General features: G+C 54.3%; 15 protein-coding genes and 2 pseudogenes. 13 read left to right on the forward strand and 4 right to left on the reverse strand.

All coding sequences use genetic code 11. The features are described from left to right. Positions 1-113: 113 nt before the first annotated feature. Positions 114-542, forward strand: a pseudogene (locus BDD14_RS33010) (transposase); the annotation flags it as partial. 243 nt (positions 543-785) lie between these two features. Here BDD14_RS33010 and BDD14_RS10695 read toward each other — a convergent pair. Continuing rightward, positions 786-3,047, reverse strand: a complete 2,262-nt coding sequence (locus BDD14_RS10695; protein WP_130418793.1) for a TonB-dependent receptor plug domain-containing protein — start codon at positions 3,045-3,047, stop codon at positions 786-788. Positions 3,048-3,452: 405 nt separating this feature from the next. Between BDD14_RS10695 and BDD14_RS10700 the strand changes: the two genes are divergently transcribed. The 4 genes from BDD14_RS10700 to BDD14_RS10715 all read left to right on the forward strand — a co-directional run bounded on the left by BDD14_RS10700 (position 3,453) and on the right by BDD14_RS10715 (position 9,764). Further along, complete coding sequence (locus tag BDD14_RS10700; RefSeq protein ID WP_165420016.1) at positions 3,453-4,295, forward strand: sensor histidine kinase; 843 nt, start codon at positions 3,453-3,455, stop codon at positions 4,293-4,295. Between the two features lie 60 nt (positions 4,296-4,355). Further along, the gene (locus tag BDD14_RS10705) at positions 4,356-5,918 is read left to right on the forward strand and encodes a sigma-54-dependent transcriptional regulator (protein ID WP_130418795.1); all 1,563 of its coding nucleotides are present in this window, start codon (positions 4,356-4,358) and stop codon (positions 5,916-5,918) included. A 588-nt stretch (positions 5,919-6,506) separates the two neighbouring features. Then, positions 6,507-8,417 carry a DUF1800 family protein gene (locus BDD14_RS10710; RefSeq protein WP_165420017.1) on the forward strand — a complete coding sequence of 637 codons (1,911 nt, stop codon included), beginning with the start codon at positions 6,507-6,509 and terminating at the stop codon, positions 8,415-8,417. A gap of 9 nt (positions 8,418-8,426) precedes the next feature. Further along, complete coding sequence (locus BDD14_RS10715; protein ID WP_130418797.1) at positions 8,427-9,764, forward strand: DUF1501 domain-containing protein; 1,338 nt, start codon at positions 8,427-8,429, stop codon at positions 9,762-9,764. A 23-nt stretch (positions 9,765-9,787) separates the two neighbouring features. Here the strand turns inward: BDD14_RS10715 and BDD14_RS34420 are convergent. From BDD14_RS34420 to BDD14_RS34425, 3 genes and pseudogenes are all read right to left on the reverse strand, one after another. Further along, positions 9,788-10,327, reverse strand: a pseudogene (locus BDD14_RS34420) (TniQ family protein); the annotation flags it as partial. 576 nt (positions 10,328-10,903) lie between these two features. Continuing rightward, positions 10,904-11,140 carry a Rossmann-fold NAD(P)-binding domain-containing protein gene (locus tag BDD14_RS10725; protein ID WP_165419818.1) on the reverse strand — a complete coding sequence of 79 codons (237 nt, stop codon included), beginning with the start codon at positions 11,138-11,140 and terminating at the stop codon, positions 10,904-10,906. Further along, on the reverse strand, positions 11,094-11,306 hold the full coding sequence (locus BDD14_RS34425; protein ID WP_423201748.1) for a hypothetical protein: 213 nt from the start codon (positions 11,304-11,306) through the stop codon (positions 11,094-11,096). Before BDD14_RS34425 ends, BDD14_RS10725 begins: the two co-directional genes overlap by 47 nt. Before the next feature lie 1,314 nt (positions 11,307-12,620). Here BDD14_RS34425 and coxB point away from each other — a divergent pair. The 8 genes from coxB to BDD14_RS10770 are packed head-to-tail and all read left to right on the forward strand — an operon-like array spanning position 12,621 to position 20,742. Beyond that, positions 12,621-13,658: a cytochrome c oxidase subunit II gene (gene coxB / locus BDD14_RS10735; RefSeq protein ID WP_130418800.1), complete on the forward strand. Its 1,038-nt coding sequence runs from the start codon at positions 12,621-12,623 to the stop codon at positions 13,656-13,658. Between the two features lie 24 nt (positions 13,659-13,682). Continuing rightward, positions 13,683-15,371 (forward strand): cytochrome c oxidase subunit I, encoded by a 1,689-nt coding sequence (ctaD, locus tag BDD14_RS10740; protein WP_130418801.1) that lies wholly within the window; start codon positions 13,683-13,685, stop codon positions 15,369-15,371. After that, positions 15,368-15,970, forward strand: a complete 603-nt coding sequence (locus BDD14_RS10745) for a cytochrome c oxidase subunit 3 (RefSeq protein ID WP_130418802.1) — start codon at positions 15,368-15,370, stop codon at positions 15,968-15,970. The genes ctaD and BDD14_RS10745 overlap by 4 nt, the downstream gene beginning before the upstream one ends. Before the next feature lie 21 nt (positions 15,971-15,991). Then, positions 15,992-16,858 carry a hypothetical protein gene (locus BDD14_RS10750; protein ID WP_242617879.1) on the forward strand — a complete coding sequence of 289 codons (867 nt, stop codon included), beginning with the start codon at positions 15,992-15,994 and terminating at the stop codon, positions 16,856-16,858. 23 nt (positions 16,859-16,881) lie between these two features. Then, positions 16,882-17,622, forward strand: coding sequence for a c-type cytochrome (locus BDD14_RS10755; RefSeq protein WP_130418803.1), 741 nt, complete (start codon positions 16,882-16,884; stop codon positions 17,620-17,622). A gap of 58 nt (positions 17,623-17,680) precedes the next feature. Beyond that, positions 17,681-18,346 (forward strand): QcrA and Rieske domain-containing protein, encoded by a 666-nt coding sequence (locus BDD14_RS10760; protein ID WP_130418804.1) that lies wholly within the window; start codon positions 17,681-17,683, stop codon positions 18,344-18,346. Next, complete coding sequence (locus BDD14_RS10765; RefSeq protein WP_130418805.1) at positions 18,334-19,833, forward strand: cytochrome b N-terminal domain-containing protein; 1,500 nt, start codon at positions 18,334-18,336, stop codon at positions 19,831-19,833. Before BDD14_RS10760 ends, BDD14_RS10765 begins: the two co-directional genes overlap by 13 nt. Before the next feature lie 21 nt (positions 19,834-19,854). After that, on the forward strand, positions 19,855-20,742 hold the full coding sequence (locus tag BDD14_RS10770; RefSeq protein WP_130418806.1) for a cytochrome c oxidase assembly protein: 888 nt from the start codon (positions 19,855-19,857) through the stop codon (positions 20,740-20,742). Positions 20,743-20,823 lie beyond the last annotated feature (81 nt).

Consider the following 20,823-nt stretch of genomic DNA (forward strand, 5'->3'; position numbering starts at 1 on the left):
GCGATATAGATCCCAACCCGCCTCGATGAAAACGCTTAGAGGCTGTTAATAACTTTAGTTCTCATGTGTAGGAAGGCAGTGATTGTGTTGTTGTCATCGCGCAGCATAGTTGGATGGGGAATAAGGGTCAGGTTGGTTATCCGAGCGATGTGAGGGATGAGGAGTGGTCGTTTGTGGCGCCCTATCTGGCGTTGTGCCGTGAGGACGCTCGGCAGCGGTCGCACCGTTTGCGGGCGGTGTTCAACGCTGTGCGCTGGCTGGTGAAGACTGGGGCGCACTGGCGGATGATGCCGAACGATCTTCCGCCGTGGCCGGTGGTGTACCAGCAGACGCGGCGCTGGATCGGTGCCGGATGCTTCGAGATCATGGTGGAGGACCTGCGCTCTCTATTGCGCGAGCTTGCCGAGCGCAAGCCGCAGCCCACGGCGATGGTGGTGGACAGCCGGACGCTGCAGTCCACGCCGGAGTCGGGGGCGCGGGCCGGATACGATGGTGCCAAGCGGCGCAAAGGAGCCAAGGTGCACGCTGCAGCAGGCCAACCGCCTAAACAGATCAATTCCATCGTTCCAAATCAGAAAGGTTCTCGACGCCTGCCGTCATTAATTCGTGCTCGCTTCGCAGGTTGGGTGCTTCCGACAGCAGCGAGATTTGCCGCTCAAGGGACAGGATCCTCTTTGAGGGGAGCCATGGTCCGAGTTGGTGTGTCTGAAAGCATAAGAACGACTCAATTATGCGGTGTCAGTCCAGAATCGCAATTTCAGGTCGTTCTGTTGCCTTTGATCGTCCTAAAATTGATACTCAATTCCACCATCTGGAAATCGCGGCATTTGGTCTTGTTGTAGAACTCCGCACTTGGGGCATCTCGGTCTCCATTGATTTGAATAAAAGTTACTGGTACCTAAGACGTTTTGGAGTCCAACATGCGACGTCATCGTTCCGTGACGGAAGCGTTTGCTATTTTCGACTCGGAAATCCAATCGACTGTATGCAGAGGCTCTAACGGAGTTTATTTTCGTCAGATCGTAAACGTCCCGATTCTGCGCAAAGCTCAGTGCCAAATTGTCGGGGGTATAGGGACGCCCGGACGCACCACTGTAGCGAGTTGTCATTAGCGTGCCGTGACCGATGGTCCATATAGCCCCGAGGTTGACGACAACTGGAAGGTCGAAATTACCCTTTCGCAGCACACCATCGAGACCGCTATACCAGCTTCGTGCGTATGTTAGTGTGCTGGTCAGTCGAATCCTAGAAGAAGCTCTAGCTTCCAGAGAGAACTCTATTCCCCTAGCTAAGCCGTATCCTTTGCTTATCATTGGAAACATCAGAAAGGCCTGTCCAAATGTGTCTGCTATGTTTGCCATCGATAACTGCGGATAGTTGATTGCAACGGGATAGGCTGAGTATCTCTTTTGATAGAGCTCTAGCGTTGCCTGTACATGCCGATTGTTTATGACGTCTGTCCCGCCTGTAACCTGCTGGACGCGCATAGGCTTCAAACGCTGCTGGTTATCGAAATTTAACAGATAGAGGGTAGGAGGAGCTTGAGCGTATTCAGCGTAACCCACATGTACTAATCGACTCTGAATGGGGGTTGCGACCAGAATCTTGGGTGTCCATTCTGTATGCCCTCCGAGTGCCCAATGGGTTAGCCTTTGCCCAACGACAATTTTTGTTCGAAACGGAAGCAAAAAAGATGCCTGGGTATATTCGGCTGTGCTAGCTGTAGTGAATCTTCGGTTCAGTGAAGTCTTGTCCATTGGAAGAGGACTTTCACTGTAAGGATTCTGCAGACCGATAGGCTGCTCGATCCTATAATTCATGCGATCGAGGCTGGTTCTCACGCCTGCGGTAAGTGTGAGCCACGGAGCTACCTGTGCCATCCCGTCGTACTTGAGTGTTGTGATTCCGTCGCTTGTTTTCTCGTTGTAGACAGTCGTGTTCGATTGAAGCTGATCCGTTTGAAGCATTCGTTGTGATTGCTGCGAATTGGCAATGCTCACAATTCCGAATGATTTAGTCGAGAACAGATGTTGCCAGTTGAGCCCGGTTGCATTCCTCCAGCCGTGATATTCGATATCGAACGGATTGGTCTCCCAAGCGTTTGTTGCACTCGGGCTAATCTTGATTGAATCGATACCTGTCAACGACAACCCCCACCAATTGTCCCTTTCACTGATCCGATCGCCAGCCCGGATCAGCTCATTTTGATATATGGGCACACCGTTCAGTCCAATATCGTTGGTTAGTAAATGGAGCACACTGTGCCTTGCAGAAATGAAGAGCGATCCATCTCGACTCCAAGGAAGAGTTGTGGACCCACCTACTCCGGCCAGACCTAATTCAGCTGTGGAGTGGGCTTCCACCGGACCGTCGGGGCGTGTCGATATTTCCAATACAGACGACAAGCGCTGATCGAACTTGCTGTCATAAGCATCCGTATGGAGTGTCATATGTCTGACGGCGGCATTGTCGATCATCGATACAAAACCACCGGTGGTATCTGAGAGAGCAAGCTGATTAATAGAAGGGATTTCTATATTGTCGATGACAAAAAGATTCTCTGAGGGGTTTCCGCCGCGAACCAGAAAATCATTTCGTTGGTCATTGTCGGAGACAACACCGGGTAACATTTGGATAAAGCGCGATGGATCTCCGAAGGTGCCGGCGGAAGTCTTGATCTCGTCCATCGTTATTCGACGCTCAAACCCTTCGTTACTGTCTTGCTGGGTATGTGGAGCTTCTACATTGACGGACGACCTGACAATGCCGAATGCGCTTCCTGCGGTATGAGTCTTGGGAAGTTCGTCATTGTGTACCGTCTCCGCTGCAGACGGCTTTGCCCTAAACGGGGACAATGGAACGCCATCCGATGCAACCCTTACGACGCAACTGCGCCGCTTATCTGATGTCGCCCTTGGAATATCGGCACACAGACGATCTTCTCCATTCGCCAGTCTTGGCGGCATCAGCGTTTGCTGTGCTCGCGACGGAAATCCGTTCAGCGTCAAGCAGAAGACGATGTGAATCTTGACCAGAGTCGAATGCACGATTTCGCCCTCCCGCTCTCGATGACTCGGATATCGGCTTGATCGCGAATTTCTTGATCACTAGTCTCCGTGGCTATTTTGGGATCTACAGCTGAATCGGAATAGAAGTGAGTGGAGGTAAGAGGCCAGATTCAGGGTTCTATTAACCCTGTCTGGGAGGATTGAGCCTGCAACTTTCGGGTCATAAGATTCTCGCAGCTTCCTTCTTTAATCCTTGCACCTATGGAGGATTTCCTAACTCAATCATCGAATTTGGCCGATAATCCGCCAGGTGAGCGTGAATGTCCATTCAATTGAGTGCTTATAACGGAGTTCCAAATTGGAACTAATGCCCGCCAAAAGACTTGATCTAGAGTGGGAACAGGCATTACTAAAGTATATAGACCTCGTAAAAACTACCAAGTTATGCGTAAAAATTACGCACACGCGGAAACTTTGGTAACAAAAACAAATTCGCGGAGTTTTGAAATGCTGGCATCCCAGAGTTGTACGTCTTCTCAAGGTCTTTCTATATCGACACTGGAATTGTTCAAAGGGCCCGATCAATCCGACTTTTGCCGAACCAGGTCGGCTGATGGAGTGGCAGAGGGGGTGGGCTTAGCGCACGACGCAGGGAATATTTTAGGCGCGCTTAGCCTATATGCGGAATTGCTATCTGGTCCGGGTGTGCTGTCGGACGAATACCGGCCGTATGCAGAAGAGATCCGACTACTCGCTGAACGTAGCAACATCTTGATCGAGCGACTGGCTGGATATACTCGACAATCGACTAACAACAGTGAGAGCGCGGTTCTTCCACAAGTCGTGAACAACTACAGAGGCCTTTTGTCTCGAATAATTAGGCGGCCTGTTCACGTTACTGTTGGTCCGAATGCGTCCCATCCCATTCCCGTTTCAAGCGAAACTATCGAACGCATCTTGGTAAATCTTGTTAAAAATGCTGCTGCAGTGACGCCGATGGCCGGCATGATTTCTGTGACCATTGAAGGCAGCATCGATAGGGATGAATACGGCAGACGGCGGGTCGTTATGACGGTGCGGGATGATGGGCCAGGTATGAGCAAATCAGCTCTAGATAGATTGCGTGGTTTGGCCTGGCATTCGAAAACACATCGGCGTGGACTCGGGTTGCGCATCGTACGTGAATTGGCTGTCAAGTCTGGGGGGTGCGTCGAGGTTGACAGCCATCCCGGTTGTGGCACCAGGGTTTCAGTGACTTGGTTTGAAAATCGGGCAAACGCAGCATAGGGGTAGACGAATGGATGTGCACCGCGACGTATCGCACAGAGTAGTTAGAGGAAGAGAAATATGCTGGTGAAAGATGCGGCTGCCCGATTATACGAATCATCAACAGTTTCCTTGAAAAATTCGAATAATTGCATAGCCAAGGAAGCTAGCGAACGCTTGGTCGGACCCGCCATAACGGAGTGTGCTCCCCTGCATGTCCTGGTGGTTGATGATGATCAGCAAATGCGAACGGCTTGCTGCCATGTTTTGGCACAAAAAGGCGCTCACGTGTCAGAAGCCGGCACACTGGCTGAAGGTGAGATGCTACTGCAAAACCAGAAGGTCGATCTCCTGTTGCTGGATTTGAAGCTTCCCGACGGCGGCGGTCTAGCCTTACTCGAAAAGGCGAAAGTTCTTTATCCAGATACGGCGGTGGTCGTGATGACTGCCTACGCAACGGTTTCCTCCGCAGTGGAGGCGATGAGAATTGGGGCCCGTGATTACCTGACGAAGCCGTTTGCACTAGAGGAATTGACCGCTGTACTCAAGAGTGCGGGGCAGCGAGTGCACTTTGATCGAGAGAGTCGGCTGCTACGCGAAAAGCTGCGATCCCAGACGAACACGGATGGACTCGTAGGTCGCTCTTCGGAGATGCAGAAGCTATACAGGATCTTATCGAAGGTTGCGTTTTCGACTCACCCTGTTCTGATTCTGGGTGAGAGCGGCACGGGAAAGGAAGTCGTGGCTCGGTCCATTCATTTCAACGGACCGAACGTGGCGAAGCCGTTCGTTCAGGTTGACTGTAGTTCCCCCTTTCCAATTTGGATTGAAAGCGAGCTGTTCGGGCATGTGAGAGGTGCATTCCCAGGGGCGGATTGCGCAAAAGAAGGGTTGTTAGCTTCCGTTAGTGGAGGAACTGTTTTTCTTGACGAAATCGGAGCGCTCCCACTGGATCTGCAATCTAGGCTTCTGCGTGCACTACAGGAAAAAGAGGTTCGGCCGATGGGCGGCACGCAAGCCAGGCCTATCTCTGCCCGTGTGCTCGCAGCGACAAACCGCAATTTGGCGGCAATGGTAGAGCAAGGAAAGTTTCGCAAGGATCTGTTCTTCCGATTGAATGTTGTTAACTTAAAGATGCCTGCGCTACGCGAACGCCGAGACGATATTCCGTTGTTAGTTGTTCATTTCATGGCCAAGGCTGAGAAGGAAGCTGGCGTAGAAAGGACAGTATCCGATGAGGCCCTGCGTGCGTTGGTCAAGTACGATTGGCCAGGTAACGTCCGAGAACTCGAAAATGCAATCGAGAGAGCATGGGTGTTATCGAATGGACTGACACTAAACTTAGACGATCTTCCGATCTCACTACAGGATCTTGAGGTTCCTCTCAGGGAAGAATTGACGATAGAGCCGGCCGTAGAAACTATTGCGCAGCCGGACTATAAAAGCTCTTCGTCTAACAGTGGCCATATTGTTCCGATCGCAGAGATGGAGAAGCAAGCAATTTTGGGAACTATACGTATGCTCAATGGTGACAAGATTTTGGCGGCTAAGCTGCTTGGGATCGGCAAGACGACTCTCTACCGCAAGCTCAAGGAATATGGTGTAAGTGATGAGTTCGAAGGCCCAATTTTGTCGGTCTCGTAGCAGCATCTAGTTCCTGATAAGCTCTCCAAGAGCTTCAAAAGTTGAAAACTTCTCCCGGGCATCCACACCAGTAGATCTTCGCGTTACGTCGTGATTCGTTTCGCGAGTTCGACCTATTCCAGAACATAGCTATTTCTCAATATTGCAACGCCGATATCTAGTCCCATGAAGACTTATATTGGCGACGACTCAGCAGATCTAAGCCGATTGAAGGCAACGCTGAAATCGGCAGCTTTCTGTCTCGGAGTATGTCTAGGGGCTTCGCTAGGAATAATCGGATGCGCAGGTAACTCGTCCGGAACATCCTCGTCCTCGACGATATCGGCAACAAGCGAAACTGTTCGCGCAGGCGAGACCATTACGTTCAGGATGGATGGGGCCGATGCAGGTCAAGGGCAATGGAAGGTCGTTGGCGCATCGACGAACGGAACAATCGATCAGAATGGCGTTTTTCAAGCGCCCGCTACCGTTCCTCAGCCAAACTCAATCTCTATCAGTTACGTAGTGGGAGCCAAAACGTTTACACATCAAGTTCAAATAACGAACCCAGTCCCGATTGTGTCGAATGTTGCGCCAAATGTTATTCGTATGCCGATTAGCACAATCACCGTTAGTGGAAGTAAGTTCGTTCGCAATTCCACAGTCCTTGTCAACGGCAATGCCGTTCCGACCACATTCATAAACTCAGGAAGCCTCCAGGCTACCGTTGTCGTTCCCGCGCAAACAGCATTGCAACTCAACATCACTGTTGGCAATCCGGATCCAGGACCTAGCGCCAGCAGCGCGATCCCATTACCGGTGACCCTACAGCCATTGTCTGTCTCGCCATCCATTGTCACAGGTGGAGCGGTTAATCTAACTATTTCCGGCCTACAGTTTTCCGGGGATGTTGGCGCGACTATCGACGACCGCCCTCTCTCAGTCGCATCGTCATCAGATACCTCTGTTTCTGCTATTGGCTTTCTTCCGCCATGGCATACGGGTACCGCGAAGATTCGACTCTTCTCCAAGAGCACCTCAGCCGACCTTGCCGAGATTCAGATTCCAATCGCTCAAACAGCAACATCATTTGACACGGCCGCTCGATTTCTCACTCAGGCCGGATTCGGGCCACGTCCTGATTTAGTTCAGCACGTCCAGACCGTCGGCCTTGATGCATTCATCACAGAGCAGCAATCGATGCCGGTGCAGCCGTACAAGTCAACGGATCGCGGGATCATCACCATAATAGAGAGGTCTGTGCTGGGATCGAATCCGTTGCGCATGAGAGTTGCCTGGGCTCTGCAGACCTTTTTAATTCGTGCCGGTATATCCGCGCAGTCATCTAACTACCCATTTGAAGCAAAGATGGAGGTAGACGCTACAGGGAACTTCAGAGACCTATTGACCGATGTTTCGTCGGATGTCTCGATAGCACAACTGCTAACCTTGGCGGGCAATGCAGCGCCTAAAGATCCAAGCGTACATCCTAATCAGAACTTCGCTCGTGAGCTCCTCCAATTGTTCACCATCGGAACCGCGATGCTTAATGATGACGGAACGGTCCAGACCGACCTTAATGGTTCACCTAACCCTGCTTACGATCAGACCACGATTCTCGACCTTAGTCGCGTGTTCACCGGATGGAATTATCCTCCATCCGGAGATCCTGGCTACACATTCTACGGTGTCGACTGGAGCGCCCCACTTGTAGCGAACGAGAACCAACATGACAAGGGGCAAAAGCAGCTATTCGGAAATGTCACTCTACCGGCGGGGCAAACAGCGTCTCAAGACCGCGCCATGGCGCTTGATGCAATATTTGCTCACCCAAACCTTCCGCCGTTCGTAAGTCGAATCCTAATTCAGCGTCTGGTTAAAAGCGATCCCTCACCTGAATACGTAAAGAGGATCGTTACAGTCTTCAAAGATGATGGCCGAGGTGTACGAGGAAATCTCTCGGCAGTGGTGAGGGCAATCCTGCTAGACCCTGAAGCCAGGGCCGGAGACACAGAGCCGAGTTCCACGGACGGATTTCTCCAGGAACCTTACCTCTTTGAGATGTTTGCCATGAATATCACCGGCTGGACGAGCACTGACGTTCAGCCTTCCTATCTGCCCTGTGCCTTGTCAGAGTGTATCTACAATGCACCGACTGTTTTTGGATTCTACAGTCCTTCCTATCGAATTCCTGGGACAACGATTAATAGTCCTGAATTTCAGATTATGAACAATATCACGCTGATCAATCGAAGCCAAATACTGTGGGGCATGATTACTGGGCAACAGGGCGGGTTTACCGGGCTATCGAAATCGTCTTGGCTTTATCAAAACTTCACGACTGTTCCTGACTTGGTTGACGCTCTAAACCACTTGGTTTACCACGGTCAGATGTCCACGGAGGAACAGCAATTCATTGCAGATTACTGCAGCAAACTTCAGACGACCGATCCGATGTTACCTGCGGAATCAGCGATCTTTCTTGCCCTGAATAGCGATAACTACACGGTATCTCACTAGGAGTTGATCATGATTACGAGAAGGGATTTTCTCAAGCTCAGCAATCGCGCCGGAATAGCAGCCGCAACAATGCCGCTTTGGTCGAATGAGCTGTCCATTAGAGCATTCGCTCAACTATCAAGCCCACAATACAAGGCTGTTCTAGTGATTGCGCTCACCGGCGGAAACGATGGGAACAACATGATTGTGCCCATCGATACACATGTCTATCAGCAATACTCACAACTCCGAGGTAAGGTTGCATTATCGCAGTCGGCGCCTCTTCCATTAGATGGGACAGCAAATTCAAGCTTAGGCACCTTGGGTCTACATCCTTCTTTGGTTAACGTGGCAAGACGATTTAACAAGCGACAGGCGCTTGTGGTTGCTAACGTAGGACCTCTAGTTAAGAAACTGACTAAAGCACAGTTACTCAATAGCGAATCACTTCAGCCACAGGCTCTTCTCTCGCATCCCGCCGGGGTAGCTCAGTGGCAGAGTGCGACTACTGTTGCTCTCCCTGACTCAGGATGGGGAGGTCGCATCGCAGACGTTCTCTCGGGAGATTCCGGTAGTCTGCCTCCTGCGTTTAGCGCGTCTGGGAGTTCAATCTTCACTGTCGGCCACTCAGTGCAAGGTGTAGCGGTGCAGTCGCAGGGCGGAGGCGCGATTGCTATCCCTTCAGGGTTACAGGCTGCCGTTCAGACAATCGCGGAGAGCGATGCACAATCCAGCAATTTGATCGTTTCTCAAGTAGCCCGTCTACGTAAGTCTTCAATGGAAGAACAAGCTCTGTTGCTAAAAGCGGCTGGATATGGTCCGACTTTAAATGCAAAATTCTCTACGAGCGCTTTCGGAGCCAGCATGAAGATGATAGCGCAGATTATTAACGGGCGTTCGATCATAGGCGCGTCACGGCAGTTGTTCTACTGCGCTCAAGGAAACTATGACCATCATCAGCAACTAATCACAAACCAAGCCGCTAATTTGTCTGATCTTGACGCCAATCTAGGCGCATTTATGGATGCATTAGATGAGATGGGGCTGACAGATCAGGTCATGGTATGCACGCACTCTGATTTCAACCGGACTATGCAGAGCAATATGAATCTAGGAACCGACCACGGCTGGGGCAACCATCAAATCATCATTGGCGGCGGCCTGACCGGAGGTCGTATCGTTGGTGATTTTCCTGACCTCGATTTAGGAGGCGATTCAGACATGGGAACTCAGGGAATCTGGATCCCAACAACATCGGTCACGCAAATGACCGCCGGCATCGGTTCTTGGATGGGCTTGACGTCGGATCAAATTAGCAGTGTTTTTCCGGATCTCACGAACTTTCAAGGACCGCTTCAGTTGTCATAAAAACCGACAGAATTAATCCCTTCTTAGACCGAGGACAGATCCGATGACAGCTGGGTCGCATGACCCGCTATAACTTGAGTCTCGGTTCCTTTCGTTGACTTGAACCGTGTTTGATCGGCATAGGGGCGGCAGTTTCCTGCCGACCCCTGCCACACCAGCGCGCATACGGGTCCGTACACGGCGGTTCGAGAAGTCACCCTTGCCGCCAAGCGACGGTGAACCGGGCAGCCCACCATAAGCTTGAGGTCCCAGTGTGCTTCTATGAATTTTTTCTCGGCAACACACTCTGGGCAGACCTTAGCCGTGGTGAATAATAAATGCTTTGGGTTGACCTCCTGACCCAACAGGCGGACGCGGCTCGAATAACGACCAGCAGTCTGATAGGAGATCGCGTGGAGGTCTGGGGTGCTCCCATGTGTCATCGTAGCCAATGTGCCGCCATCGAGCCCGGTTTTTATAAAATGGAGTTTGCGGGTTATGCGTGAACTTCCGAGTTTGTCAGTAATCTTTCGCTTGGCGTCGCTATTTCGGAAACTTTTCAGGAGTGGTCGCGTATTGGTCGTGCAATGTCTTTGATGATTTGGGGCAGCCTTTCAACTCTCTTGGAATGTGTGAGATACGAATGACGCAGAATGGGCGGCGCCGGCCCTTTTCACCGGTACGCCGAATTGTCTCAGAACGAGGATTTGAGCGGGCGCTCAAAGAGTCTAAGTGGTCGGAACTTCAACTTCGAAGAACATTGACACGATTCCCGCCGTCGCATAGTGCGCGGGTGAGACGGCTCACCGATTCTTAACCTGTGCGGGCTGGACTACGTCGTCTCCGAGACGTGCGGGGCATGCTCTTGCATCTCTCGTCGTCGGAACTGTTGTGTTGAGCGTGCTTATAGCGTCGGCTAATACGCTGTTTGTTTATGCTAGACGCCGCGACATCGACAGGCCTTGAGGATCAAGCGACTTCAATATCGCCGGCCCTCGTGCAAACCCTGCCCAGCGATGCGTCCTCGATGCGTTGAAGATGATCCTTCTCGGCGCACCATTAAGGAAGTTCTAACAACGGTTCCCAATTTGGACCGGAGGCAAGTACGCGTGCGTGAGCAGCTTTGCCCGATGGCATTCGCATGTTCATTCACCTCTGTGTCAGTGTGTTGGCCTTAGCAGTCCGAAATTCTGCAGCACCGCGATGTCCAGCAGCTTTTCGGGAAGAACGCGCGCGAGCATCGTCAGTTTGATTGAATCCTTGCCTGCCAGATAGCGCGTTTGTGGATGTTTATCCGTCAGCGCGCGCTCTACCACTTCCGCTAGTGTCTCCGGCGGACTTCCAGCGCGCTCATGTTTCGTGAAGATTTGAACCATCCGCCGCATGGGCCGCACCATAACACGTAGCGCCCTCCGCCGGCAGTCCCGCGATAGTATGTTCCACTCCACCCAGCGTCTTCTGTACTGCCGGCGTATTGATCGAACCTGGTTCAATGACGCAGACCGCGATTCCTTCTGGTCGGAGTTCAAGCCTTAGTGCCGTGCACATTGAAGCAAAAGCCACTTTCGAACTCGCGAGCGGACCACCGAAAGGAGGCGTAATTAATATGGTTGTCCACTGAACAAGTGTTGATAATCCATCCTTTGGTCGCAAGCAACTTGAGATTAGCCTGTGTAGTCGGCAAACCGCACCTTACCCCAGCGCCTGACTCCGACCAAGTCCTGATCGAACCGCGGCTGCGCCACCGAACGCCTTGTACATCCTCTGGTGATCGCCGAAGGCCGCGTATCTATGCAAAGCTTCGCCAGTTTGCAGATCGGCAAATGCCCCATAAACGTGGCCTATGAACGACAACCGCCCGCTACATACCGAGGATCATCCGAGCCTCCGTCAAAGACGACGGATGTGATGCGGTTCCAGATACGGTTCTCCGAAAGCCGCGATGAAAGAAGCTGGGTTATCGCACCCTTCACATATGCCCTTGGCTCTGGCTAAAGCATATCGGCGGACAGCGCCGCTTCGGAGGCGGACAATGATTTTGCGTTCTCTTGTCTCGTTTCGGTAAGGTGAATGAGGCTCATCCACCCAGGCCCTGCGACTGCTCGTCGGCACCGTCCGAAGGATAGAGAAGGTCACACCTGTTCGCGCAAAGCTGAAATGTCGGGACATCTGCAAAGTTATGGAGGAGCGGATGACGAACCGGAAGCGTTGCCTGGTCCTGCCATTCAAGTCGATGACTCGTTTACGGGCCGCAAATTCACGCGGGACGAAACGCCCTTGGCCCAGAGCTATCGTGCCTAGATGCCATGACATAAATTGACGTATTTCTGTCATGGCATCTCAATGCAGATAGATCTAAGGTGGAAATTGAAAGGTGATCCCGAAATGTCCACCGCGACAGAAACATAACAGAGACAACGTCGATCAGGGGTAAAGAACATGGGCTGAGCTGATCCCAAAAAATCAGCTAACAGCACAGTTTCGATTTGACGAATCCGTGAGAAGCAGTTCGCTATACACCCTAACGGGTGTATGCATTCCCACCCTTTTTAGGGTATCACTCTTGATGGTCGCCGCTGTTACCACACCGGACACAAAGGATGTATCACAGTTTTTATCACTCCTATCCTGACCGGGAACATTGAATTGTCAGTCAGCCGTCTCTATAAGCACGTTCCTGAAATCGATCGGGAGGCCCAGATTCACCTGCACCAGGACGAACTAAACGGTCGAGTCACTAAACAGCCAGAAGATTGAAATAACTTCAGGGAGAATCAAAAATACGAGTGCGGTTCCTATCCCTCATCCTTATTGAGGAATCTACAGCAGTTAAAGAACAGCGACGATGAATCGAAGCCAGGAGATAGTTCGAGCGACATGCCGGAAAACATAATTCCTCTCCCGGGGGTGGTGGGGTGCAGCTTCTTCGTGTTTGCCAGCGCGGCGTTTGCGCAATCTCCTACGAGCATCTTCTCGCCGGCCGCGACACCAGCCCACTCAGTGTTCGGGCTTTCGATGTTGGTGCTCTCTGTCACGCTAGCCATATTTCTTCTTGTTGGCGGCCTGTTGCTCTATGCACTGATCCGTTATCGGTATCGGCCCACAGATCCCGATCGCGAGCCCGTGCAGATATACGGCAGCAATCAGATCGAGCTCTCCTGGACAGTGATTCCCATCCTGATCGTGGTGATGCTGTTCCTCACCACCACGCGAGTCATCCTGGATACCCAGGCTATACCCAAGCCCAACAATACGATGGACGTGACCGTCATCGGTCACCAGTTCTGGTGGGAGTATCGATATCCAAAGCTGGGAATCATCACGGCCAATGAACTTCACATCCCTGTCAGCGATCCAGCGAAGCCTGAGCCAACATATCTTTCGATGTCGTCTGCCGATGTAGCCCATAGCTTTTGGGTGCCCCGCCTTGCAGGCAAGACCGACGTGATTCCAAACCGCATTAGCACCATGTGGATCGATCCGGAGAAGGCTGGTCTTTACCTCGGCCAGTGCGCGCAGTACTGCGGAGTTCAGCACGCGAAGATGTTGTTGCGCGTATATGCGCAGACTCCTGAGGAGTTTGCCGCTTGGGCCAGCCAGCAGAAAAAACCCGCGCAGCAGGAATTCCCCGGAAACCCTGCTGCTGCAGAGGGCCAGATCGTCTTCATGCACAACGCCTGCATCAACTGCCACACCGTCAAGGGCACCGTAGCGACGGGGCGGTTTGGGCCAGATCTAACGCATCTGGCGAGCAGAGACACGATCGCCTCCGGGCCGATTCAAAATACGCCAGAGAACCTGAGAAGGTGGATCGAGAATCCCAATTCGATGAAGCCTGGTTCGCTGATGCCGTCGATGCACTTGAACGCTCACGATCTGGACGTGATTACGGCCTACCTTACACAGCTTCACTAACCCTTTACCGGAAAGATTTAAAGTATGACCACAACTCCTGTAATGGAAGAGATCGATGTGTCGCTGGCCTCTCAGCCAAGCCGCACAAAACTGAATGTCGTGTATGAATGGCTGACGACAGTTGATCATAAGAAAATCGGCCTGATGTACATCGCGTACGCGCTGGCCTTTCTTATCGTCGCGGGAATCGAAGCAATGTTGATCCGCATTCAGCTCGCGATCCCCAACAATCATTTTGTGTCGCCTCAGGTCTTCAATCAACTGTTCACCATGCACGGCACAACGATGGTGTTCTTTGTCGGCATGCCGATCCTGTTTGGCTTTGGCAACTACCTCATCCCGTTGATGATCGGTGCGCGCGATATGGCGTTCCCACGGCTCAATGCGTTCAGCTTCTGGATCTCCGCCTTTGGTGGCCTCCTGTTGTACTTCAGCTATTTCGGTGCAAGCGGACTCTACGCGGCGGGGTCGGCTCCCGACGTCGGCTGGTTCGCGTATGCGCCTCTGACAGAGAAGGTGTTCTCACCCGGTCATAGCACGGACTACTGGACACTGGCAGTCTTTCTAAGCGGTGTCGGATCGATCGGAACTGCGCTCAACATCGTGACCACCACCCTCTGCATGCGATGCAAAGGCATGACGATGGGCCGAATGCCGCTGCTGGTATGGCTCTACCTGGTGATGTCCGGCCTGGTCTTCGTTGCGGTCAGTCCGCTGACGGCGGCGCAGATCATGCTGACGATGGACCGCTATCTTGGCTCGCACTTCTTCGATACGCAGGCAGGCGGCTCGGCCGTTCTGTGGATGCACTTCTTCTGGATCTTCGGCCATCCCGAGGTCTACGTACTCGTTTTGCCGGCGTTCGCGTTTGCCAACGAAATCATCCCTGTGTTCTCTCGCAAGGCCATCTTCGGTTATCCGGCGATGGTGGCGGCGTCGGTAGGCATCGGCTTTATCAGCCTTGGCGTGTGGGCGCACCACATGTTCACGGTCGGCATGGGTGCGGGCGCCAATACCTTTTTCGTCTTTGCCACAATGGTCATCTCCGTCCCAACCGGCATCAAGATCTTCAACTGGTTGGCGACGTTGTGGGGCGGAAGAATTTATTTCACCGTGCCGATGATGTTCTCCGTTGCCTTCCTCTTCCAGTTTTTGATCTCCGGGCTTACCGGTATCATGCTCTCGGTCGCTCCGTTTGATTGGCAGCTTGGAAACTCGTACTTCGTGGTAGCCCACTTCCACTATGTGCTGGTCGGCGCGATTCTGTTTATGATCTTTGGGGCCTTCTACTACTGGTATCCGAAGGTCACAGGACGAATGATGAACGAGCGTCTGGGCAAGTGGCACTTCTGGGTCTTCCTGATCGGCTTTCATCTCACCTTCGACCTGATGCATATTCCGGGGATACTCGGCATGCCGCGGCGTGTCTATACCTACGAGGCAGGCCGCGGTTGGGAGACCTTGAACTTCCTCGTCGGAGTGGGCGCCATCTTTCAGGCAGCCGGCATTCTCATCTTCGTCTACAACATGGTGCGGTCATACTCCCGAGGCAAAGAAGCCGGACACGATCCATGGGATGCGTGGACGCTCGAGTGGGCCACGACATCGCCTCCGCCCGCTTATAACTTTGCCATCGAGCCCACGGTCAACAGCCGTCGCCCACTGTGGGATTTGAAACATCCTGAAGATCCAGACTCGGACTACGAACAATGACAACGATCAGCACGATTCCTGTTAATGCAGAGGTTGAAGCGCCATGGACCTTACCGCACCGCGGCACTATCGGCATGGCATGCCTGATCCTGGCCGAGGCCGCGATCTTCATCATCTTCGTCGTCGCCTACATCTTCTACATCGGCAAGAGCCTGAGCGGTCCCACCCCGGCGCAGGTTCTGGAGCTGCCGATCTTTGGCACCATCTGTCTTCTTTCGAGCAGCATCACGGTTCACTTCGCGGTAAGCGCGCTGCAGAAGAAGAACCTTCGCGGCTGCACGCTCGGCCTGGCAGGTACCGTTCTGCTGGGGGCGATCTTTCTCGTCACGACGGCGCGGGAGTGGTACCACCTCATCCACGATGAGGGACTTACCATCCAAACCAATCTCTTCGGAACGACCTACTACTCGCTGGTCGGCCTGCATGCGGTTCACGTTATCGTGGGCCTGATCCTGCTTTCGCTGGCTCTCGCGTTTTCTTTGGCTGGCCGCGTGAAAGAAGAGCACGCGGAGAAACTCGAGGTGCTCTCTCTTTACTGGCACTTCGTCGACGCAGTATGGGTGGTCGTTTTACTGGTCGTCTATGTTCTGGGTAAATAGCCTGATGACGGGAAAAGGATCATGCACGAAAGCGATTTCATGAAACAGGCTACGCAACATCACGGGCACGGGGTCGACGACTCCGTCCACCTTCCGGCGCCAACGCCATGGCCGATGGTGCTCTCTCTCGGCATTGCGCTGATGATTACGGGAATGGTCACGCACTGGGTCATCAGTCTGCTCGGGCTTGTGCTGACATTGCGGTCGATGTTCGGCTGGTTCGTCGCGGTCCTTCCGCACGATCACATCTCGGTTCCCGTGCAGCCTGAGTCGATCACAATCTCCAGCAGCCGCGCCACCCGCATCGTGGTGCCAGTCGCTGAAGAACATCGCAAGCAACTGCCGCTCGAGACCTTCAGCATCACGGCCGGAATCAAGGGCGGTATCGTGGGCGGAATCGCAATGGTCATCCCTGCGGCTCTTTACGGCCTGCTCCGATATCACAGCGTCTGGTACGCCGTGAATCTGTTGGCTGCCGGAGGTTTTGTCAGCTGGGCAGGAGAGAGCAACGCCTTCATGGCCCAGTTTCACCTTCTGGGTCTGCTGGCCGCTCTTGGCATTCACAGCTTCACCACGGTGCTGGTCGGGCTGCTCTACGGAGCCATGCTGCCAATGTTCCCAAAGAAGCCGATTCTAACGGCTGGCTTTGTTGCGCCCCTCCTGTGGACGGGCATCCTCTACTCGGCGCTGGGCGTGATCAGCCCTATCCTCAACGCACGTATTGACTGGCTATGGTTCATCCCATCGCAGATCGCCTTCGGTCTGGTCTGCGGCTTCATTGTCAATCTACAGGTCAAAGTCAGGACAACGCAGTTTCAATCATTGCCATTCTCCATTCGCGCCGGCATCCACAGCGATCGATCGCACAAGAAAGACTACGCTCAATGAGACCAGCCTCTCAAAGACTCACAATGTTCGGCGCTCTCCTGCTATCTACGGGCTGCATGGTATTCACGGGCTGTAGCCGCATTCCTGGCCGGCCCGGGCCGGGACCCGAGGTTGTTCGCCCTGAGCAGGTTCTCGCCTTCCCGACTCTTTATAAAGAGAACTGCGCAGCCTGTCACGGAGAAAGTGGCAGGAACGGAGCCGCCATCTCTCTTGCCAACCCGGTATACATCGCGGTGGCCGGAGAAGATAACCTGCGTCGGACGATTACAAAGGGCATTACCGGAAGTCTGATGCCACCCTTCGCAAAGAGTGCTGGCGGCATGTTGACAGACCAACAAATCAACGTGCTCGCGCAGGGCATTGTCCAGCAGTGGGGGACGCCGAATCTTCTCGCAGGGCAGAATCCCCCGCCCTACCAGGCCACATTAACGCATGATGCGGAGCATGGACAACAGGCCTTCACCTCCTCCTGCGCTCGATGCCATGGGCCTGCAGGCGAAGGAACCGCAACCGATCAAAACAACGCCGCAGGCAAATCCGGCGCTCGCAGACTTGGCTCCATCGTGGACCCCTCCTATCTCGCTCTCATCAGCGATCAGGGTCTCCGCAGCATTATCATCGCAGGCCGGCCCCACGAGGGAATGCCCGACTGGCGCACCGACGCGGCGCAACCTTTAACCGACCAGCAGATTACCGACATCGTCGCCTGGCTCGCATCGAAGCGCGTCTCTAATCCTGGCCAACCATATCTCACGCACTACTAACGCATATGGCATCAATTTTGTTCAACAAGAAAAAGATCCCCACTGGAGCAGAAACGCGATGACAAAGAGTGAGCAGATCTCACCAAGCGATCAAGCTACCCCAACCGAGCCCGTGGCGAGCCCGAAGAGCGCAGGCCACTCGCGCCGCGTCTTCCTATTCAAGATCTCCATGTTGGTGAATGGAGCCGTTGGCGCCTTTCTGGCAGTGCCGATCTTCGGCTATCTTCTGGGGCCCGCGCTGAAGAAGAGTTCCAGCGAGAACTCGTGGATCAACCTTGGCCCGCTCAGCGATTTTCCTGAAGGCGAAACCCGCCTGGTCAACTTCCGCAATCCCGTAACCACAGAGTGGGACGGTCAGACCGGCGACATTCCGTGCTGGGTTCGCCGCGTCTCCGGGAGCGACTTCCAGGTCTTCGCCATCAACTGCGCGCACCTGGGATGCCCTGTCCGCTGGTTCTCCCAGTCCAAGCTCTTCCTCTGCCCCTGTCACGGTGGCGCTTACTACGCCGACGGCTCCCGAGCCTCTGGCCCACCCGAGCGCGGTCTCTTCGAGTATGACCACAAGGTCGTCAATGGCCGTCTCGTGATAAGCGCCGGCAAAATGCCAACGCTAGCCACCCAGGCCCAGACCGAGGCACCCCTAACCCAAATCGAAGGAACCAGCCCTGCGGGGCTCGCAGCCGTAGAGCAACTCAAGCCGAGGTGCAGCTCATGTCAGGGCTAAAACAACGCGGCATCGGCGTCTACAACTGGTTCGAACAGCGGCTCGGCATCGGCACTCCTGCCATCGAAGCCGCCGTTCACGACGTTCCCTCCAGCACATCCAGCTGGTGGTACGTCTTCGGCAGCGCCGCCACCGTCATCCTCGTTCTCCAAGTCATGACCGGCATTCTGCTTGCGCTGGTCTACACTCCTTCCGCGAGCCACGCGTGGAGCAGCCTCGAATTCCTCGACCACAACGTCACGCTCGGCTGGTACCTGCGCGCCATGCACGGCTGGGGCTCCGACTTCATGATCGCCATCGTCCTCATCCACATGGCACAAGTCTTCCTCTTCGGCGCATACAAGTTCCCACGAGAGCTCACCTGGATCATCGGCGTCCTCCTCCTGCTTCTAACCCTCGGCATGGCCTTCACCGGCCAAGTCCTTCGCTTCGATCAGGACGCCTACTGGGGCCTCGGCATCGGCGCCTCCATCTCCAGCCGCGTTCCCTTGATCGGTGGCCCGCTGGTGAACATGCTGCTCGGCGGTCCAATCATCGCCGGTCCTACGCTCACCCGCTTCTTCACCCTGCATGTCTTCGTCATTCCCGGCGCTTTGCTTGCATTCGTCGGTCTACACCTCTTGATGGTGGTGCGGCTTGGCATCAACGAGTGGCCCATGCCCGGTCGCCTCGTCAACCGAAAGACCTACACCCGCGAATATCACGAACTCACCGAGAAGACCGGCATCCCCTTCGTCCCCGATGCCGCCTGGAAGGACGTAATCTTCGCCGCAGCCATCATGCTTGCCATCATGGCCTGCGCATTCTGGTTCGGCCCCTTCGGCCCAACGGGCCAGCCCGATCCCACCATCATCGAGACCGCACCCAAGCCCGACTTTGCCTTCCTCTGGATCTACGCGGTCCTCGCCTACCTTCCACCCAGCCTCGAAACGCCCGTACTCTTCATCGCTCCGGTCATCGGCATCGGCGGCATGCTTCTGCTTCCCCTGCTCTCAGGCGAAGGTGAAAAGCATTGGACGCGCCGCCCCGTAGCCGTGCTGATGGTTGCAGTCATCGCCGTTACCCTCGGAGCCTTCACCCGCCTCGGCACCTATACGCCGTGGAGTCCCATCATGAATGCGTGGAGCAGCGATACCATTCCTGCAACTTACCTGAAGGACCGAACCCCACTCGAACGAGAGGGAGCCCTCGTTCTGCAGAATAAGCAATGCCGCAACTGTCACTCCGTCGGCGGCGAAGGCGGCCTGCGCGGCCCGGCACTCGACTCCGTGGCCTCGCGCATGACCGAAGACCAGATCATCCGGCAGGTCCTCCAGGGAGGGGGCAACATGCCCGCCTACGGAAACGCGCTCAATCCTTCCGAGACCACCGCTCTCGTAAGCTTCCTCAAAACACTGCGTGGCAACAACCTGTCTCCTGCCGTCGATGCCTCGCGACAAGCGGTAGTATCCAGCGAACAGCAGTCAACCTCATACGGAGGCCACTAGTGCTCCGCCCACTCCCTTCCTATGCCTCCTGAATACCGTGCCATCTTCGACGACTGGTCACCCCCTCTCTTTCTGACCACTGCGGTGATCCTCACCGCAGTGGTCTACCTCCGTGGCTGGCTCGCCATTCGCAAGACCCGGCCATCGCTGTTTCCATCGTGGCGACTGATATCGTTGCTCCTCGGTCTCGCCATCCTCTGGATCTCGATCAGTTCACCGCTCGATGGCTTCGCCGATGCGCTTCTCAGCGCCCACATGGTGGAGCATCTGCTCCTCATGTCCTTCGTCCCGCCGCTTCTGCTTCTCGGTTATCCGACCGTCCCCCTTCTGCGCGGCCTTCCCCGGATACTCATTGCCTCTGTGCTCGGGCCAATGCTGCGCCGTAAGGCACTCCGGCGTCTGGGCCATACTCTCACCACACCGGTTGTAGCATGGCTCGCGATGAATCTTATCTTTCTCGGCTGGCACGTACCCGCCGCATATAACTACGCGCTCGAGCACGAACACTGGCACGAGTTCGAACACATCTGCTTCCTGGGGACGTCGATTCTCTTCTGGTGGCCGCTGATCCGTCCATGGCCCACGAGCGCAGGCAATCAGGGCTGGTACATGCTCCCCTACCTCGCCTTAGCGGACATCGTAAACAGCGCGCTCTCGGCGTTCCTGGCCTTCTGCGACCGTCCGGTCTACAGCTACTATCTGGAGCAGCCGAATCCGTTCCACATATCGCCGCTCTCTGACCAGGTCGTGGGCGCAGTCATTATGTGGGTCATCGGCTCCATGGTCTTCTTGATCCCCATCGTCGCCGTCACAATCCGTCTTCTGCGACAAGAGACACGCCGGCGTGAGCCAATTTCCAGGCCCGACTCCGAGAGCCTGCTTAAAAAACGCTTGGGAGCAACCTCATAGCTACCAACCCTTTCCCCTGAAGCTGTAGATTCCGTTTTTATAACTACACAAAACAAAAGCAATTATGGCACGCCCATCGAG

This window comes from Edaphobacter modestus, from assembly GCF_004217555.1.
GTDB lineage: Bacteria > Acidobacteriota > Terriglobia > Terriglobales > Acidobacteriaceae > Edaphobacter > Edaphobacter modestus.

Coding starts and splice junctions, on each gene's coding strand:
- BDD14_RS10700 (WP_165420016.1), top strand. CDS start 3,453: ATGCGTAAAAATTACGCACACGCGGAAACTTTGGTAACAAAAACAAAT.
- BDD14_RS10705 (WP_130418795.1), top strand. CDS start 4,356: ATGCTGGTGAAAGATGCGGCTGCCCGATTATACGAATCATCAACAGTT.
- BDD14_RS10710 (WP_165420017.1), top strand. CDS start 6,507: ATGCCGATTAGCACAATCACCGTTAGTGGAAGTAAGTTCGTTCGCAAT.
- BDD14_RS10715 (WP_130418797.1), top strand. CDS start 8,427: ATGATTACGAGAAGGGATTTTCTCAAGCTCAGCAATCGCGCCGGAATA.
- BDD14_RS10725 (WP_165419818.1), bottom strand. CDS start 11,140: ATGGTGCGGCCCATGCGGCGGATGGTTCAAATCTTCACGAAACATGAG.
- coxB (WP_130418800.1), top strand. CDS start 12,621: ATGCCGGAAAACATAATTCCTCTCCCGGGGGTGGTGGGGTGCAGCTTC.
- ctaD (WP_130418801.1), top strand. CDS start 13,683: ATGACCACAACTCCTGTAATGGAAGAGATCGATGTGTCGCTGGCCTCT.
- BDD14_RS10745 (WP_130418802.1), top strand. CDS start 15,368: ATGACAACGATCAGCACGATTCCTGTTAATGCAGAGGTTGAAGCGCCA.
- BDD14_RS10750 (WP_242617879.1), top strand. CDS start 15,992: ATGCACGAAAGCGATTTCATGAAACAGGCTACGCAACATCACGGGCAC.
- BDD14_RS10755 (WP_130418803.1), top strand. CDS start 16,882: ATGTTCGGCGCTCTCCTGCTATCTACGGGCTGCATGGTATTCACGGGC.
- BDD14_RS10760 (WP_130418804.1), top strand. CDS start 17,681: ATGACAAAGAGTGAGCAGATCTCACCAAGCGATCAAGCTACCCCAACC.
- BDD14_RS10765 (WP_130418805.1), top strand. CDS start 18,334: ATGTCAGGGCTAAAACAACGCGGCATCGGCGTCTACAACTGGTTCGAA.
- BDD14_RS10770 (WP_130418806.1), top strand. CDS start 19,855: ATGCCTCCTGAATACCGTGCCATCTTCGACGACTGGTCACCCCCTCTC.